The sequence below is a fragment of the Caballeronia sp. M1242 genome (assembly GCF_017220215.1).
GTDB lineage: Bacteria > Pseudomonadota > Gammaproteobacteria > Burkholderiales > Burkholderiaceae > Caballeronia.
The window spans coordinates 255,382-269,957 of record NZ_CP071130.1; the positions used below are offsets into that span (position 1 = coordinate 255,382).

Sequence of the window (14,576 nt, forward strand, 5' to 3'; positions counted from 1 at the left end):
GCTTGGGGGCCGGTGAGTTCATCTGCGCAGCGCGTTTTACGGAGCGGATTGACGCGAGGGTTACACGCTTTAACCCGTCGCGTCGAAGGCCGGAAGTGGCACCTTTGCGTTCGAGCGTGGTCGAACGCACGATGAAAGGTAGCACTGCGACCTAATCTAAGCTCTGCGAGTCAACGAACCGACGCAAAGTGGCGACAAACTCGGCTGGACACTTGATGTCCGACTCGCTCACACAGATAGATCGATGTAGTAGCTCGGTAGGAATTGCACTTCGCGAGGCATCGACGATGATGATCTGAGTGGGCTTGCGTCTCGCCACGTCCTCACGTAGCAATTCGGCTCTTGCGCGGTACTCGACTGGACGACTGTGCAGCCGATTGCCGCTGATTGTTGCGCCAATCGCTTTTTGTGCTATACCAGCCGGTAGGAGGCGAAGGAGTCGTCGGAAACCGTAGTCGACCACCAGCCAACTGTTGAGGACGATCGCGAGCTTCGTCTCGTGCGCGACGATGGTGGACACTGGTTCGAGTAGTGATAAGGGCTCCGGGCGAGGTAGTGTGCGCGCAGTGCACTCGCCGGTATGGCTGCGTGCGTGGGTGCGAAGCAGAACTCCTTCGACACCGAGGTAGAGGATCGAGATCGGGTAGTCCATGGCGGCCATGCTCGTATGCCGCGAGTTGTCTGCAGGCGCTGGGGACCTCCTTTGTTGGATTGCGGCGGGGAGGGAGTCCTCTCGAGCAGTTTTTCTTTGTGTTGAGAGGCGGCATGGGTATTCATTGGTGAATTCAAGCACATGGCGGCGAAAATGCAAGGGGAAGAAGGGCAGACCGTCGACTCAGCCTGGGCTCATCTCGCGTCCAGAGCGGTTCGGGCCGCGTTGGTGCATAGGGGTGTGAATTATGAAGACCTCGCACGCCGGCTTGTCGAGGGCGGGGTTCAGGAGTCGGCACGTTCGATCGAAGGTAAGGTGCATCGAGGTACTTTTCGCTTCACCTTCTTTCTCCAGGTGCTCCGCGCGGCGGGGTCTGCGCTTCCGGGCACATGGTTGTGTCCGAAACAGAATAATGAGTCTTGGGAGGCACGTGCGACACGGGTCTTCAGGGCAGACCTCTCAGCTCAGCCTTGGCTGGACACGGACATGTTGAGTAGTCGGCTTGAGGAGGTCGGCGTACATGTTGACGCGGAATCGCTCGAGAGCCAGATAGAGGACGGGACGTTCAGCGCGGCGTTGTATTTCCAAAGCGCGACGGTCTGCCGCTTTGACGCCCTGTGGCTCTATTTGGACATCGCCGCCGTCAACGAAGTCGCGGCAAACAGAACGTTGCGCGAACAACGATCTGCGGATGACTAAGATTTCCTTGGATTTCTCGCACAATGGCCTAGAGGCGCGCGTGAGAATACCCACGCGGGACAAGATCGGCCTGAGGGCTGACTTCCAGTCTTGCCGCCGTCAACTGTCCGATTTGCGACGCCGGCCACCCCGGCACGAGTTCCGCCGGCGCGTACACCACCAGCCGGTTCGGGCAACGCGCCGCCTCGCACTCTAGCCAGCCGCGCATCACTGCGACCTCCTTTGCCGCCGCATTCCATACAATCCGGGCTGCTCATCGCCGGCAGTCAACATGGTCCACACTGGGCTCGCGATTGATCTCATCGAGGCCACCCGAGACTCGAAGTATGGATCCGACGATCTTGGCTGGGCGGACCTACCGCGAGGCTTGTTGGATCAGGCGACGCGCCGACGTACCAGCCTGCGGAGGACTGCATCGCGAGACCTGTACCACCGAAGAACTTCTGTGACGGTGCGCGGAAGGTCCTCTCGGCGTGTTTGCTCTTTCGCTGAGAGGGCTACATGGGTTTTCACTTAAATAGAGCAGTTCATTACCGTCTGCCACTCGGGAGACTTTGGCTCTAGTTCGACATCGCAGTTGTCAACGAACTTGCTCTGAACATGAGGTTGTGTCAGCAACCATCATCGGCAGACGGCGCGCTCTCCTTGCTTTTCTCGCCTACGAAGATCTATACTTTGAGGCACACACCGCATAAAGTTTCCCATGCGGTCGGCCGAGCCAACAAGTCAAATTCGAACCGTCTCGCCGCGACATTCGCCGCCCGGTATCTCGGGCAGTCGGCACTAAAGCTGAGCACGTGCTCGGTGCCGGCCCTCCTGTCGAGGGCAATCATGCCAATCTGGACTGTTCGCCCTATATCGAGCGAGCCGTGTATTCGCCTGCTCGAATGGCGAATCTTCCAGATTTTTCCGCAACATACTCGTCACTTTGTTGGTTTGAACGCGAGCGGTCGAACGGGGCGTGTCAGTTCGGCCATCGAGACTTTTGATTCTGAAGCGTCGCAAGGATCAACCCGGTCCGGGCGAGTCTACACGCTGGTCGGCGAGAGTGGGTATGCCGATGACGCGCAGTATGTCTGGGAGCGCTGGTGTAGGGCAAACGGCGTCGAGGAATGCATCGACGTGACGGACAAGATGGAATCGTGGGGCGAACATGAGCACCGCTGAGCAGAGGACGCGTGCCGTTGTGGGCGCGCGCGACCTGCTGGTAACTCTCGCGGATGGGCGCGGCCCGTATTGCGCGGACCTGGTGCGAACGTTAGCCATGACGCTGCTCAGACACTACCCGAGCGAAGCCGACATCGATGTATCCGCGATCGCGCTACCGAGTCTGTGGGCGGAACCGGCGAAGATTGCTAGCCGCAGGGAGCATCGATGAGTGAGGGCAGCCAGGGGTGGCGCTGTGGGCTGCGAAGACGCGAGGGTTGGTTTGCGGACCATCTGCCGAGCGATCGCCGAAGTAGGTTTGCTCATTGCTCAGGGCATAGCGTCCGATCGCTGGTCCTTGGCTGCGGTTCTGGCTGGGTGTCGTACCTCGATTCGTGTGTGGAGGCGTCAACCACACGGCTGCTCGAAGCTTTGGGAGGGGCATTACCGGTGCGAACGGTAAGGAGTGACGATGCAACGGTCTGCACGCGCGCGAAAGAGAAACCGAGCGCTCGACGACGCTCGGCTGCAGCTCGCATTTCGCCGCGCCGCCGTGGCGATGATTCTATTTGACCCGATAGCAGCCGAAGCGCTTTTGGACCTTCCGGATGCTGAACTCGGGCGACGCTTCAAAATCTCTCTCGCGCGAACCATCGGTCGGGCTACGGCGCTGAACTTGGACCTTCGTGCGATCCGCGAGGAAGGCGAGCAACTACGCGGTCGCGCCAAGCGTAGATCGCAACGCCGGATGTCGCGGGAGGCGGCCCTTGTAGCTGAGGGCAAGTTGTTGCGCGCGGAAATCGTCTGTCAGGCTTTGAGTATCTCAGAGAAGAGGCTGAGGAAAGACGTCGCCCGACGTCGTATCTTCGACGTCGATGTTGAGGGCACGCAGTACTATCCCGCGTTCTTTCTGGCAAACGAACTGAACCGCAAGCATCTCGCGAAGATCGTGCGGCGACTGGGTGGCTTGGACGGATGGAGCAAGTGGGGCTTCTTCACGGAGCCGAACGGGTCGCTTGCCGATTTCACGCCGCTCCAGGCACTGACGCGTGGTGAAGTGACGCAGGTGTTGAGGATCGCCGCAGCCCTCGTAGGACGGTCCCAGAAGCTTTAGAAGGGTAACGTACTGGGTACGCGGAAAGCGTGAAACCATGAGAGAGCTTTGGGCGTTCGCTTTGAGGTATCCAGCGCTGCTGATCGTCCCCGCGATTGGATTCGTTCTCAGCTTGGTGGTATTGCGCATCAAAACGAGGTACGTGAACGAAGGTGTCTTGTTTGGGCGCTCCCGCGGATCGCCGCCGGAAGGTCAAGGCTCGGATACCGTCGAAGAGGAGGATACGCGTGCTGAAAATCATATCGACCTGACGGTCGCGCTTCGAAAAATCCACGAATTGGCGTTGGCGGACGGGGACTTGAGATATGCCTACTGGCACGAGATTGGGCAGCTCTTGCAGAGGGCGAATCGCATGCAGGCGGAAATCGATTCGCTGAGCGAGGAGTTGGAACGGTGCCGCGCGATGCTTTCACGAGCGAAGTGAGTAAGCTGCCAGGCGTTGGCAGGTGCGCGGCGGAAAACTGAGGGTGACGTCGACAGCTCGGCGATCGGCTGTGGGCGGCGTCGGTGACGGATGTACGCTCGACTGCAATCCCTGGTTGCCCGTGTATGTAATAACCCAAATCGCGTCTGTCGATTTAGGGCAACACGTGGTGCACGTTTGGCATTCCGGGGACGTAAGTCCGCACCGGGGTTATCCACAGAATTTGTTGATAACGCTGGGGACAACGGGGCGAAGAACCGTCGCCAGGCCAAGTGCGGTCGGTAGGACCCACATGCACCTTGCGCTGTCAGCGTCCGCCGTCCCAAGCCTCTTGGTCCTCGATTGTCCTTGGCACCGCCGCGAGTGCGATGCTTATCACGAGCAGGCTGAAGATAATCGACCGAATCCCGCGTCATAGCCCGTCCATAAGATCGATTCCAGCGGACGAATGGACCTAGAATTTGTCGCCGTTGGCGTAAAAGCTGAACTATCGCTCCAAGCGGCGACCGCTTCACAGCTTCGTCTATGAGAACTTCCACCACGACCAACGCTGCCCGCAGCGACGTCGAGAGACGCTGCGGGCTAGCCTTCGCTGGTAACGAGAGCAGCAGGGCCGCGGCGCAAGGTCTCTCCGATATGCAAATGCCTCGAAGACGAGGCCTCAATCGGCAAAGCACGTGCTCCATCCTGCCGCAGGGCCGCCGGAATATGCGACTCCGTCCACCCTAAGACCGCGATCGTCGAGTAGGGAGAGAATACCGCCAGCGTCGGTAATGAGGTCATCTGTCAGAACGACTGCGAGTGGCTGGCCCGGTTCAATAGTTGTAGCGGGAAGGGGGAACGAGCTTGTCGGTGTCGTGACTGACCAGCCGGAAACATCCAACGGTTTGGAGGACATGTTTGCGACGACCAGCTTTCCTGTGCCATCCGCAAGCCGATTGAGCGAAGTGAGCTCAGCCTTAGGCGGGGGCGCCGGCATAGGATTGCCGAGACCGCCGCCAGCGAAATCGTAACGCGGCGCCTCGAACCCGGTGCTCGCATCTACCTGCTGCCCGTGCGAATCTGTCTGCCACGACTGAGTCTGGAAAGCAAGGAAGATTGCCGTGACACGATCGGTGTTCGTGCTCAAGAGGAAAATTGCGCCGTCGTGCCACGGTCCATTTTCATGGAGTCGCTCGTCGATGTCGGGCGGATCGCCTTGTGCCATGTGCGTGTTGTCGATACCAAATCGTGGCGTCTCACCGAAGACAGCATCGGTCTGGTGTGGCGAGGTGCGAAACTGGCTTCCGAATATGACAATATCGTCGTTTTGTTCGCGCGCGAGAGTAAGCAACCCCGAAAGACGGTGGACCAGATCGTCACCGCCCTGACTCTGACTCGGCAGCACCCGCATCTTGCGTGGATCGAACAAGTTTCCCTTGATATAGTCCAGCGCACCGGCGTCGTAGCTGGTGGTCTGGTTTTGAAGGCCTGGCTCCAGCTCGCGAATACGGTTGAGCACTGGATTTCGGTAATCTTCGTCGATGAAAAAGTCGAGATACGTTTCAGCAACGGGAGAACCGGGTGCGTCCTTGGACGACTGCACGTTGACCGTTGCGAAAAACGAGTCCGGGCCTGCGTCGACGAGCATCCACAGATGAGGGTTACCCGACGGTGTTGGCTTGAAGCGATCAATCTTTCCCTTCAGGTAACTATAAGCGATATGTCCCATTTCAAAGCTCCGTTGTGAGCCGCGACGTTTTGGTCAGCTGAAGTGCGTTGGCAGGTCTCCCGCCAGCAGAAGCTGCGGTACCTGAGTGAGACGCCAGGTCTCGCCGGTCCGATCGAAAACCCAGACCATGTCGAATCGATTGTCTGGCCAGTCCGGCACCGGCTCCTCCCTCGAGAGGAGCGATCGTGCGATTGACGGGATGCGCTTGTGCTCCCATGCGATAAGCACCGGACCATCCGTCGCTGTGACCTTCTGGACCAAGCTCTCAATATCGTCTTTTCCGACCGAGTCGTCGATGGAAATAGACGGGTCGAGATGCTGGGCAAGCGGTTCGATGGTCTCGTAGGGGCGCTTGCTATCGTCGTCTGACGCAGCATCGTAGAAGGCCGCGAAGAGATGTTCCGGGCGCGCGAGAGGCGCTTGTGGCTCGCCTCCGTCGCCCGGCGCGAAGAACTGGACGAGTGCGCCGGCGCGCTGCCAGCCCTGCGGCGTCAGTGATTTGTTGTCGTGCTGCCCGTTCGCGTCAACGCCGGCCGTCACATGGTTCGGCTTCTCCGCGTGGCGGATGATCATTATCTTCTCAGTCATTTTGCGTAGCCTCGATGGATTAGCGCGCCAAGGTTACCGGTTAAAAAGCAGTCGTTCTGTCTGCCGTATGTTGCCGTCTTCGTAGTAGGGCGCGTACCACTTGTCCTTGTCCTGTTTCAGGGAGAGTGGCTTCGGTGCCGCGCCGTCCGACTCCTCCCGTTTTAGCGCTGCTGCGAACGCATAGTGGTCGACAAGGCGCAGACCTTCGATCGCAAAAACCGTCGCAATGGCTCGGTCGTATATCGCGAACAGATTGTCACCATTGAGTTGTTCGCCGCCATCGGCGAGATTGGACGATCCACCGAATACCACGGGCTTAGTGCCGTTGAAATCCACAACAACGAACTTGTGATGAACTACGTGCGCTGCTGCACCGTGCACTTCGAGTTCGGTGTTGAACGGTGGGGGGAACTTTTCTGGGTTTTCCTTTGAATACACCAGTTCGCCCGCAAGTGTTCTGGGGCTGTACACCGTCGTCCCGTTGATTGTGTTGTCGCTTTCATCAACATCGTCAGAGATGCCATAAGAAAACACCTTGGGGTTTTCGTGGATCTTTCGTAAAGCTTCCAAAACGTTACCCTTCCCGCTCAATTCCATCACTGCAAAGATCACTGAGCTTTCGGCGTGGCTCACGGCATCGAGGAGAGTATTGAGTGAAAAGGTTGGCTCCTTGTGAGGAGCGAACGATAGCTTCAAAGCCGGCAAACCGACTTCTGCGACGTCGTACTCATGCTGCGAAATGTCGTCTTGCTCGAACGCCGGCCGGTGCAAATCTGCGTCGAAGGCAGCTTGGAACGCCGTACCGTATTTTTCTGCGACAGCTTCGTTGTCGAAGACGACGACATGATTAGCGTTGACGTAAAGGCCGGTGATCGAGAAGTTAGTCGATCCCGTTAGAACGCGCACGGCTTTTCGGCTCTCATCGCGTTTGATCAATACCTTGTTATGTTGGAACCGACCAAAATGTCCTCGTTTGAAGTTGCCTTCTTGTTCCGCAGCCGCGGCGCTCTTGATAGCAGCGTATGCCTGGCCAGCTGACGTATCGTCTCCGTGCTGTTTAGGATCGTTGTCTGAAAGGAGACGCAGCCGTCCCGCCTTTGCCATTAATTCAAGAGCCGTGATGAGGTCGGGCTCGTTCAAGTCATAGACCATTGCATCCAGCGTACAGGTCGTATCGGCGTGGCAGTCGTTCAGGAAATCGATGATCGCCTGGCGGCCGTGACCGCCAAGCCAGGTCCACTCTTCCTTGAACGGCGTCGTCAAAAAATTCCAGCCGCCTTCGTTTTTCTTCGGTTGGAAAGGTGCGTTGTGAAATTTATCGGCGTATGCCTGTGACGAAAGATATCCTCGGGTGAACGCGATTTCGATTTGGCCATCCTTGAAGGGGCCAACGTCAATTTCGAGGTCGACGCGCTGGTCGTCTATGAGATCGGTGGTTCCTTCGTCCTTGAAGCGCTTCACTACAACTTCGTAGCGGAACCTTCCGGAAGACCCGTCAGGTGGAAAATCGACCCACCAGAATTTCTGAAACGGTGCCTTGTCGGACGAAAAAAACTTTCCTTCCTTCGAAAGGTGCGGGTCTGGGTATGCCCCTTCGAAGTTCAGACGGTTTCCGAGCCAGGTCCAATTAACGGTTGATGCGGGCGTTCTTCGAATTGCGAACCCAGCTAGCTGATCGGTAAGATGGTCGGCAAGACTGAACGCCAGCAAGACACACCGGTCGCCCATATAAGCCTTAACCGTCAATCCTTGAGCGGACGCTGCTGCATTGAAAACTTGTGTCATCACGCCTCCTTCTTGGTTGGTCACAACTGCGGATGCGCTGCGGAGATGCCCGCTAACCGCTGTCAGCTTGCCTTGCTTTCTTGCGCGGGCATGCGACGACGATCGCGAGATAGCAGAAAGAATAGTGCGTGGAAGAATCGGCGAAGGTGACGTTTTAGTGTCAGAGCGCTATGGAATAGCTTTCAGGCCGTTGCCAAGACAGGATCAGGGCATAAACTTGTAACGGCATCTCAGTTAGCGCGCATAACTCCGAGGCTGCCGACTTGTCGCTTGGGCAAGCGCCCATTCGCCTGCGGACGCGCTTCGTTGCCTTGGTCGTATCTCGCGTAAATGACGGTTCTCTGGATGCACTAAAAAGCACGGCGAGCGGGACTTCTCGCGTTGTGGGCACATATATTTTCGTTTTGCAGATCCGCAGCCACGTGCAGCGCATACAGGCGCCGTGGAACCGCACGCCGACAAGATGCGCTCCGTTGTTTGCCCGAAGTGCGGCAGACATGCTTCCAACGCCGTGTCCGACGAACGGGATATTCGCGCTGCGCGTCGAACGAACGATCGAATGGTGATGGGAAGTAAAGGAAACCCTTCTTTACCCTCTGAGGCCGGACCTAGTCGCAATCAAATGCTATTTTTCATATGGTTCGGCAACTTGTCTCGCGTAGCGCCGCCTTCTATATTGGGTAGGACCCGGATGATTCGCGCGTAACACCTGGCGGTCGCGCCACCGTTATGTCGCCCCGCAACCGGGAAGGAGACAGCATGCCACAATATGTAGGCAAGCTATTGCATTACATGAAACGCATTGCAAGACCTCTTCTTTCAATCGTAATAATTTTTGTCTTCCTCTTTGCTCTTCAACATTGGATCGAATCTACGACGTTCGGACAACGCATTGGTGCCATCACTTTCGCTTCGCTTCAAGACTTGCTTCCCAACTTTGTGCCCGGCGAACGCTTACCTGTCGTAGTGGTTGATATCTGGCCTATCAAGGGTGGGAAAGACATTGGCAGCACCACCGACCGAAAGGCGCTGAGAGAGTTAATTGGTGCTATTGCAGCGGCTCATCCCCGGGCAATCGGAGTCGACATAGATTTTTCACCAAACACCGACGGTCCGGCAGACGATCAAGACCAAGGTTTCTTCGACTACTGCAAATCATTTGGAGAGAAAAACCCACCTGTTCCGATCTATCTCGGGGTTTACCGCGCTCGCGACGATGGTAAAGACGCCTGGCTAGGAGGGCAGATCAATGCACCACTGGCTGCAGACGTCCAGATTAAGATCGGATCGGACGCAGATAACGATATTGAATCTTCAAGGGACGGTATAACCAATCGCATGGCGACGTGGTACCTTCCTCGCGACAAGCCTAAACTGACTCCGCTGCCCACAATGAGCTTCGCTTTGGCGAACTCCTATATGCTCGCGTCGAGCAACAAATCGTGGCCTGCGCCGCCTCTGCTGCTCGGCGTAATCCCGATCGAGGCCGTTCTAGAGCACACTTCACTCAAGCCGAATGATGTCAAGGAAAACGATCGAGGCTATCTGCTCAATTTCAGTAAGATCCGGCAGTTGCATCACGAGACGCTGCTAACAACAAGTGCTCAGTCGGCGACGGAGTTTGCTCCCTACTTGACTGGGAAGGTTGTAATCTTGGGAGATGCAGCCCATGCACAGGATCATTTCACTCCGCCCGTAGGTCCCAGCAGTCCTGGAGTTTATGCGCACGCTCTCGGCGCATACACATTATTGGCCGAACCCGTCTACGAGTTGAAGCCACTTGCTCGTGTCGCGCTCGACTTCATTTTCACGATACCTCTTTTCTGGATGGTTTTAAGACGCGCAGGGAAACGCTCCGGCCCAACAGAGAACGCTCATGGAGTAGACGGAGGCGAATATAGGATGTCGCTACTGTGTGCAGTGAGCGTGTCAGTTCTGGGCATCATATTGATGAAGACGCTGCACATTATGTGGCTAGATTTTATGCTTGTTGCGCTGGCCCAGCTTCTGCATCCGCACGTCCAGCTGTGGATCGACGATCGTCACCGAAGAAGGACTGCTTATAGTCCAACGCCAAGCGAAATCGATATGTTGAAAAAACTGCGGACCGGAGCGCCGGATCCGAATTCCTGCCCTTTGTGCGGTTCGAAGGTTTCAGCAAGGGAGAACGCGCCATGACACCCGGAACTCGCGTTGCAACGCTTTTGTTGGTTCTGTCGTCAGCAGCTTCATTCGCGCAGGACGAGGTGGCGGATCCTGTGGCGAACGTTTCTATCCTTAGCGGACATTGCTGGGTTCGGAAACACGAGGAGGTACTTAAGGAACCGGCAGGTAAGGGGAGGGAACTACATCAAAATGATCCTGTGATGTCCGATGACGACATCAGGTGCGACGGAAATGGTCGAGCCAATATTAAATTCAATCGCGGAGATGGCGTGCGAGAGTTTTCCTCGAACTGGAAGACGGTTGGTAACGTCTCTGGAGCGCCGCATTACACGCCCGGCAGCGTTCCCGCCAGCCGTCTTGGCGAAAACCACAAACCGGAGCAGCAACAACGGGTGGCTACCTACGAGCCCTCCGGATCTAGTGCAGATATGGGAAACAAGTACACAGGTCATCAGGCGACCATGTCCAAGGCAGCGCAGGCAAAGACGCATAAGAAGGCCGCCGCCGGCGAGGCGTCGCCGTATTGAGCACGCGCAGCGGACACTACGAGAAAACGAGACTGTTCACGAGGGGACTCACCGCCGTCGACTATCAGCGGTTACGGCGAGCGTCTTCATCGGTCTTCTAGACCGCTATCCGGAGTCGGAGTGGTACGCTTTCCGTGCGACTACGGATTAGCGCGAGTTGCAGGGCGCACATCGATTGAGGATATGTTGCCAGCCATTTCGGAGTAAGCGCGTCTTCATTACCGTGTAGATTTCGTCGTTGAGTTTGGCTACTTTGGTGCCCACCAAGATGAATGGTGGACGCAACAGTGGACAGCTCTCCTCAATCCAAACGGCCGAAGCGCCCCAATTTTTCTGTCAGTTCAAGCGGCAGATCGTCGAGGCGACGCTCGAGCCGGGTGCGTCGGCCGCGCTCATCGCTCGCGAGCACGACATCAACGCCAATCTGCTGTTCAAATGGCGTCGTCATTATCTTGCCGGCGATTTCGGCATGCCCGACGTCACGCTGCCAGAGGCGCCTGTGCTCAACTGGCTACCAGTGGCAGTGACTGAGTCTTCACCGGAAGTACCGGCGTGCCCATCGCCGGACAGCGCGAGCATGTACGAGGTCGAATGTGGTGACGTCCGTCTACGCCTGAGCGCGGACACGCCCATCGCAACCCTGATCAAGATTATGCGGGGCCTTGCCCGATGAGCCTGCTGATGCTGCCGTCCGCCGTTGGCCTGCCGTCCGGGTCCCGCGTTTGGCTGGCCGCGGGAGTCACCGACATGCGGGCCGGGTTCAACAGTCTCGCCGCCAAGGTGCAGACCGTGCTCGAACGGGATCCGTTCTGCGGGCACATCTTCGTGTTTCGCGGCAAACGCGGCGACCTGCTCAAAGTGCTGTGGTGGAGCGGCGATGGCATGTGCCTGCTGATGAAGCGACTCGAGAAGGGGCGCTTCGTATGGCCGCAGGCCGACGGTGGCGTTATTTGCCTGAGCCCGGCGCAACTGTCGATGCTGCTGGAAGGCATCGACTGGCGGCAACCGACGAGAACGGCACGACCGACCTCGGCGTTGTAAACGTCGTTGCGGGCGCGTAAACTGCCTGCATGACGCGCGCGAGCCCACTTCCCGACGATGTCGAAACGCTGAAGGCCATGCTGCTCAGCCAGGAAGCGACGCTGCGCGAGCGCGACGCACAAGTGCTCAAACTGCAGGAAACTGTCGACTCGCAACAAGCTGCGTTGGCTTCACGCATCGCCGAAGTCGAACACCTCAAGCTGCTCATTGCCAAGCTGCGCCGCATGCAGTTCGGCCGCAAGTCGGAGAAACTGGACCATCAGATCGAGCAACTCGAACTGCGCCTCGAAGAACTTGAGGCCGACGAAGGCGCGACGCCGGTCGAAATCCAGAGGACGCCGCGCGCGGCCGTGGAACAAGCGCCGCGCAAGCCACTGCCTGAACATCTGCCGCGCGAGCTCCGGACGCACTTGCCCGAATCTGCCGGGAAGTGCTCCGAGTGCGGTGGCGAGATGAAGCTGCTGGGCGAAGATGTTGCCGAACAACTCGAGTACGTACCGGCAAGCTTCCGGGTTATCCGTCATGTGCGCCCCAAGTTTGCGTGCGTGTGTTGCGACAACATCTCACAGGCCCCCGCACCCAGTCGTCCTATCGAACGCGGTCTCGCCGGCCCAGGGCTGCTGGCACACGTGCTGGTCTCGAAGTTCGCAGACCATGTGCCGCTTTACCGGCAGTCGGTGATGTACGCGCGAGAAGGCGTCGAGCTTGATCGCTCGCTGCTTGCGAAGTGGGTCGGTCACGCTGCGACGCTGCTGCAGCCGCTCGTTGAAACGCTGCGTCGACACGTGATGTCGGCGACGAAACTCCACGCCGACGACACGCCGGTTCCAGTGCTGGCACCGGGTAACGGCAAGACGAAGACCGGTCGCTTGTGGGTGTACGTGCGCGATGATCGTACATCGGCCGATATGACGCCGCCCGCGGTGTGGTTCGCCTATACGCCAGATCGCAAGGGTATCCATCCGCGACAGCATCTCAAGTCATTCGACGGCACGCTGCAAGCCGATGCATACGGCGGCTACCAGGCCATCTACGAAACCGGGCGCGTCACAGAGGCGGCCTGTTGGGCGCACGCTCGACGTCGGTTCTATGAACTGCACGCAGCCCGCCCGAATGCGTTGAACACCGAGGCGCTTGCGCGTATCGGCGCACTATACAGGATTGAGGAAACGTTGTGAGCCACGCGTGGAATTGATCGAGTAGCGGTCGCGCATGCTCCTGGCGATGCGCACGGCGCTGGTCGGGCGGCTTGCCCCTGATGCGCTGAACCGGTGGGAAGCGCTCACACGCTATTGCGATGACGGCCAGCTCGAAATCGATAACCTGCCAGTCGAGCGCGCGCTACGCGGGGTGGCCATCGGTCGACGCAACTATCTGTTCGCTGGAGCAGACTCCGGCGGCGAACGTGCCGCCGCGATCTACAGCCTCATTGGCACCGCAAAACTCAACGGCATCGATCCAGAGGCGTATCTGCGCTTCGTGCTCGCGCGCATCGCGGGGCATGCGATCAACCGCATCGATGAACTCACACCGTGGGTCGTCGCCGATCAGATCCGCACCGCGCTCTAAAGATCTCAGTCTCCAGTCAAGACGTCGCTGGGGTCACGCTTACATTTCGGATTCGCACAGCTTCGCCGAGAATGTCGAGGTACTCTTTGTGGTCCACGCGTTCGTCCGGCGGAAGGGTGCCATTGGCGTGCCGCTCAAGCGCATCTTCCCGTTGCCTCACACTGTTAGCCATTGAAGTGATGCGGCTGTACGCCTCGCACGCGTACGCAAAGGTCTCGCGCTTGGCGTAGTCGATTCTCAAGAGAAACTCCGTCCGACGGTTTTCCTCCAGCCCGACGGTGGATCGCTTGCAATTATGAAAGACGTGCGCTGCCTCATGGACGACGAAATCGGCGAATGGGTCCGCGTCGTCGAAATATAAGGTCGAGATAAAGCAGGTGGTTTCCTCGCTGAGGCCAACGATGTGGCAGGCGTCCTGCGCGAAAGCGGGTGCGCCGACGCTTGTCAAATATAGATTGGCCAGGTTCCACGCTGTGGATGGCCAAGTTTGCTTCATGAGGACGAAGGAGATGTTCTGCGGCGTGAGGAAGACGACGCCACGAGCGAGGGCTTCTACGACGACGGAGCGTTCATGGGCGGGAAAAAGTCCGTTGAACATCGGCGAAAGCTTGTCACGAGCCCAGCCGTTCAGATTTATGGGCACGCTCACCTGGCTGCCAAGTCCCCGCGCCCGCCGCAGCGTCTCCTCCACGAGCGCTGTTCGCAAGCGTTGCATCGCCTGTTGTGCGACTTCCGCGAAGTTGTCGCCCGGCCCGCCTGTCAAGTTGCTGTCGTACTCGCCACTATCGAGATAGCGCTGCACTTCACCTTCAAGCCAATGCTCACTGCCGATTGCCGCGCGCTCGAGGTTTTGTTGTGCAGGGGCCAATGAAGCTGTCATATCTGAACCCGTTGATTTGCGAGGCTGAAGTAGAAGATACCGCGGAATCTGGGGACTTCAATTTGCGTCCTCGCATCGATCGGACGGCGTTGTAGACGCTTGTCTCCGCCTGTCTCAACGAACTTGCTACTTCGCAAAGGAGCCGCAACGAAGTGCGGCGTGGTTGAGTCGGCGCAAAAAGACCATCCGGGTCCACCGATGCACTGCTTGCTCGGGGTCCTGGTACAAACGACAAACGCTAGCAACGGACCTGTAGACCGAGAGTACGCGCGTG

The 14,576-nt window shown here is 58.0% G+C and carries 14 protein-coding genes and 1 pseudogene; 10 read left to right on the top strand and 5 right to left on the bottom strand.

All coding sequences use genetic code 11. From position 1 onward, the window contains the following. Window positions 1–151 precede the first annotated feature (151 nt). Window positions 152–652: an HAD domain-containing protein gene (locus JYK05_RS14700; protein WP_175940991.1), complete on the bottom strand. Its 501-nt coding sequence runs from the start codon at window positions 650–652 to the stop codon at window positions 152–154. Window positions 653–805: 153 nt separating this feature from the next. On the opposite strand from JYK05_RS14700, the gene JYK05_RS14705 reads away from it, so the two are divergent. From JYK05_RS14705 to JYK05_RS26350, 5 genes are all read left to right on the top strand, one after another. Continuing rightward, the gene (locus tag JYK05_RS14705) at window positions 806–1,351 is read left to right on the top strand and encodes a DUF6471 domain-containing protein (protein WP_206469204.1); all 546 of its coding nucleotides are present in this window, start codon (window positions 806–808) and stop codon (window positions 1,349–1,351) included. Window positions 1,352–2,182: 831 nt separating this feature from the next. Then, the gene (locus JYK05_RS14710) at window positions 2,183–2,518 is read left to right on the top strand and encodes a hypothetical protein (RefSeq protein WP_175940993.1); all 336 of its coding nucleotides are present in this window, start codon (window positions 2,183–2,185) and stop codon (window positions 2,516–2,518) included. Further along, entirely contained in the window at window positions 2,505–2,729 is a 225-nt protein-coding gene (locus JYK05_RS26580) for a BPSL0761 family protein (RefSeq protein WP_305870083.1), read from the top strand. Before JYK05_RS14710 ends, JYK05_RS26580 begins: the two co-directional genes overlap by 14 nt. 240 nt (window positions 2,730–2,969) lie before the next feature. Then, on the top strand, window positions 2,970–3,611 hold the full coding sequence (locus JYK05_RS14715) for a hypothetical protein (RefSeq protein WP_175940994.1): 642 nt from the start codon (window positions 2,970–2,972) through the stop codon (window positions 3,609–3,611). 37 nt (window positions 3,612–3,648) lie between these two features. Then, window positions 3,649–4,035: a hypothetical protein gene (locus tag JYK05_RS26350; RefSeq protein ID WP_241269966.1), complete on the top strand. Its 387-nt coding sequence runs from the start codon at window positions 3,649–3,651 to the stop codon at window positions 4,033–4,035. A gap of 661 nt (window positions 4,036–4,696) precedes the next feature. On the opposite strand, the gene JYK05_RS14725 is transcribed toward JYK05_RS26350, so the two are convergent. The 3 genes from JYK05_RS14725 to JYK05_RS14735 are packed head-to-tail and all read right to left on the bottom strand — an operon-like array spanning window position 4,697 to window position 8,119. Next, window positions 4,697–5,746: a DUF2278 family protein gene (locus JYK05_RS14725; protein WP_206469205.1), complete on the bottom strand. Its 1,050-nt coding sequence runs from the start codon at window positions 5,744–5,746 to the stop codon at window positions 4,697–4,699. A gap of 33 nt (window positions 5,747–5,779) precedes the next feature. Beyond that, entirely contained in the window at window positions 5,780–6,319 is a 540-nt protein-coding gene (locus JYK05_RS14730) for a histidine phosphatase family protein (protein ID WP_241269967.1), read from the bottom strand. 48 nt (window positions 6,320–6,367) lie between these two features. Continuing rightward, window positions 6,368–8,119 carry a phospholipase D-like domain-containing protein gene (locus tag JYK05_RS14735; RefSeq protein ID WP_175940997.1) on the bottom strand — a complete coding sequence of 584 codons (1,752 nt, stop codon included), beginning with the start codon at window positions 8,117–8,119 and terminating at the stop codon, window positions 6,368–6,370. Between the two features lie 759 nt (window positions 8,120–8,878). On the opposite strand from JYK05_RS14735, the gene JYK05_RS14740 reads away from it, so the two are divergent. The 5 genes and pseudogenes from JYK05_RS14740 (at window position 8,879) to JYK05_RS14760 (ending at window position 13,422) form a co-directional block, all read left to right on the top strand. Next, window positions 8,879–10,297 carry a CHASE2 domain-containing protein gene (locus JYK05_RS14740; RefSeq protein WP_175940998.1) on the top strand — a complete coding sequence of 473 codons (1,419 nt, stop codon included), beginning with the start codon at window positions 8,879–8,881 and terminating at the stop codon, window positions 10,295–10,297. After that, the gene (locus JYK05_RS14745; protein WP_175940999.1) at window positions 10,294–10,812 is read left to right on the top strand and encodes a hypothetical protein; all 519 of its coding nucleotides are present in this window, start codon (window positions 10,294–10,296) and stop codon (window positions 10,810–10,812) included. The genes JYK05_RS14740 and JYK05_RS14745 overlap by 4 nt, the downstream gene beginning before the upstream one ends. Window positions 10,813–11,068: 256 nt before the next feature. Next, window positions 11,069–11,485, top strand: coding sequence for a transposase (locus JYK05_RS14750; protein ID WP_208454784.1), 417 nt, complete (start codon window positions 11,069–11,071; stop codon window positions 11,483–11,485). Continuing rightward, the gene (gene tnpB, locus JYK05_RS14755) at window positions 11,482–11,853 is read left to right on the top strand and encodes an IS66 family insertion sequence element accessory protein TnpB (RefSeq protein ID WP_241269968.1); all 372 of its coding nucleotides are present in this window, start codon (window positions 11,482–11,484) and stop codon (window positions 11,851–11,853) included. The genes JYK05_RS14750 and tnpB overlap by 4 nt, the downstream gene beginning before the upstream one ends. A gap of 77 nt (window positions 11,854–11,930) precedes the next feature. Continuing rightward, window positions 11,931–13,422, top strand: a pseudogene (locus tag JYK05_RS14760) (IS66 family transposase). Between the two features lie 16 nt (window positions 13,423–13,438). On the opposite strand, the gene JYK05_RS14765 reads toward JYK05_RS14760, so the two are convergent. Next, window positions 13,439–14,302, bottom strand: coding sequence for a hypothetical protein (locus JYK05_RS14765; protein ID WP_206469206.1), 864 nt, complete (start codon window positions 14,300–14,302; stop codon window positions 13,439–13,441). Window positions 14,303–14,576: the final 274 nt, after the last annotated feature.

Bases quoted from the DNA above. Each gene is read 5' to 3' on its own strand.
- JYK05_RS14705 (WP_206469204.1), top strand. From the start codon at position 806: ATGCAAGGGGAAGAAGGGCAGACCGTCGACTCAGCCTGGGCTCATCTC.
- JYK05_RS26580 (WP_305870083.1), top strand. From the start codon at position 2,505: ATGAGCACCGCTGAGCAGAGGACGCGTGCCGTTGTGGGCGCGCGCGAC.
- JYK05_RS14715 (WP_175940994.1), top strand. From the start codon at position 2,970: ATGCAACGGTCTGCACGCGCGCGAAAGAGAAACCGAGCGCTCGACGAC.
- JYK05_RS26350 (WP_241269966.1), top strand. From the start codon at position 3,649: ATGAGAGAGCTTTGGGCGTTCGCTTTGAGGTATCCAGCGCTGCTGATC.
- JYK05_RS14765 (WP_206469206.1), bottom strand. From the start codon at position 14,302: ATGACAGCTTCATTGGCCCCTGCACAACAAAACCTCGAGCGCGCGGCA.
- JYK05_RS14700 (WP_175940991.1), bottom strand. From the start codon at position 652: ATGGACTACCCGATCTCGATCCTCTACCTCGGTGTCGAAGGAGTTCTG.
- JYK05_RS14730 (WP_241269967.1), bottom strand. From the start codon at position 6,319: ATGATCATCCGCCACGCGGAGAAGCCGAACCATGTGACGGCCGGCGTT.
- JYK05_RS14745 (WP_175940999.1), top strand. From the start codon at position 10,294: ATGACACCCGGAACTCGCGTTGCAACGCTTTTGTTGGTTCTGTCGTCA.
- JYK05_RS14735 (WP_175940997.1), bottom strand. From the start codon at position 8,119: ATGACACAAGTTTTCAATGCAGCAGCGTCCGCTCAAGGATTGACGGTT.
- JYK05_RS14725 (WP_206469205.1), bottom strand. From the start codon at position 5,746: ATGGGACATATCGCTTATAGTTACCTGAAGGGAAAGATTGATCGCTTC.
- JYK05_RS14710 (WP_175940993.1), top strand. From the start codon at position 2,183: ATGCCAATCTGGACTGTTCGCCCTATATCGAGCGAGCCGTGTATTCGC.
- tnpB (WP_241269968.1), top strand. From the start codon at position 11,482: ATGAGCCTGCTGATGCTGCCGTCCGCCGTTGGCCTGCCGTCCGGGTCC.
- JYK05_RS14740 (WP_175940998.1), top strand. From the start codon at position 8,879: ATGCCACAATATGTAGGCAAGCTATTGCATTACATGAAACGCATTGCA.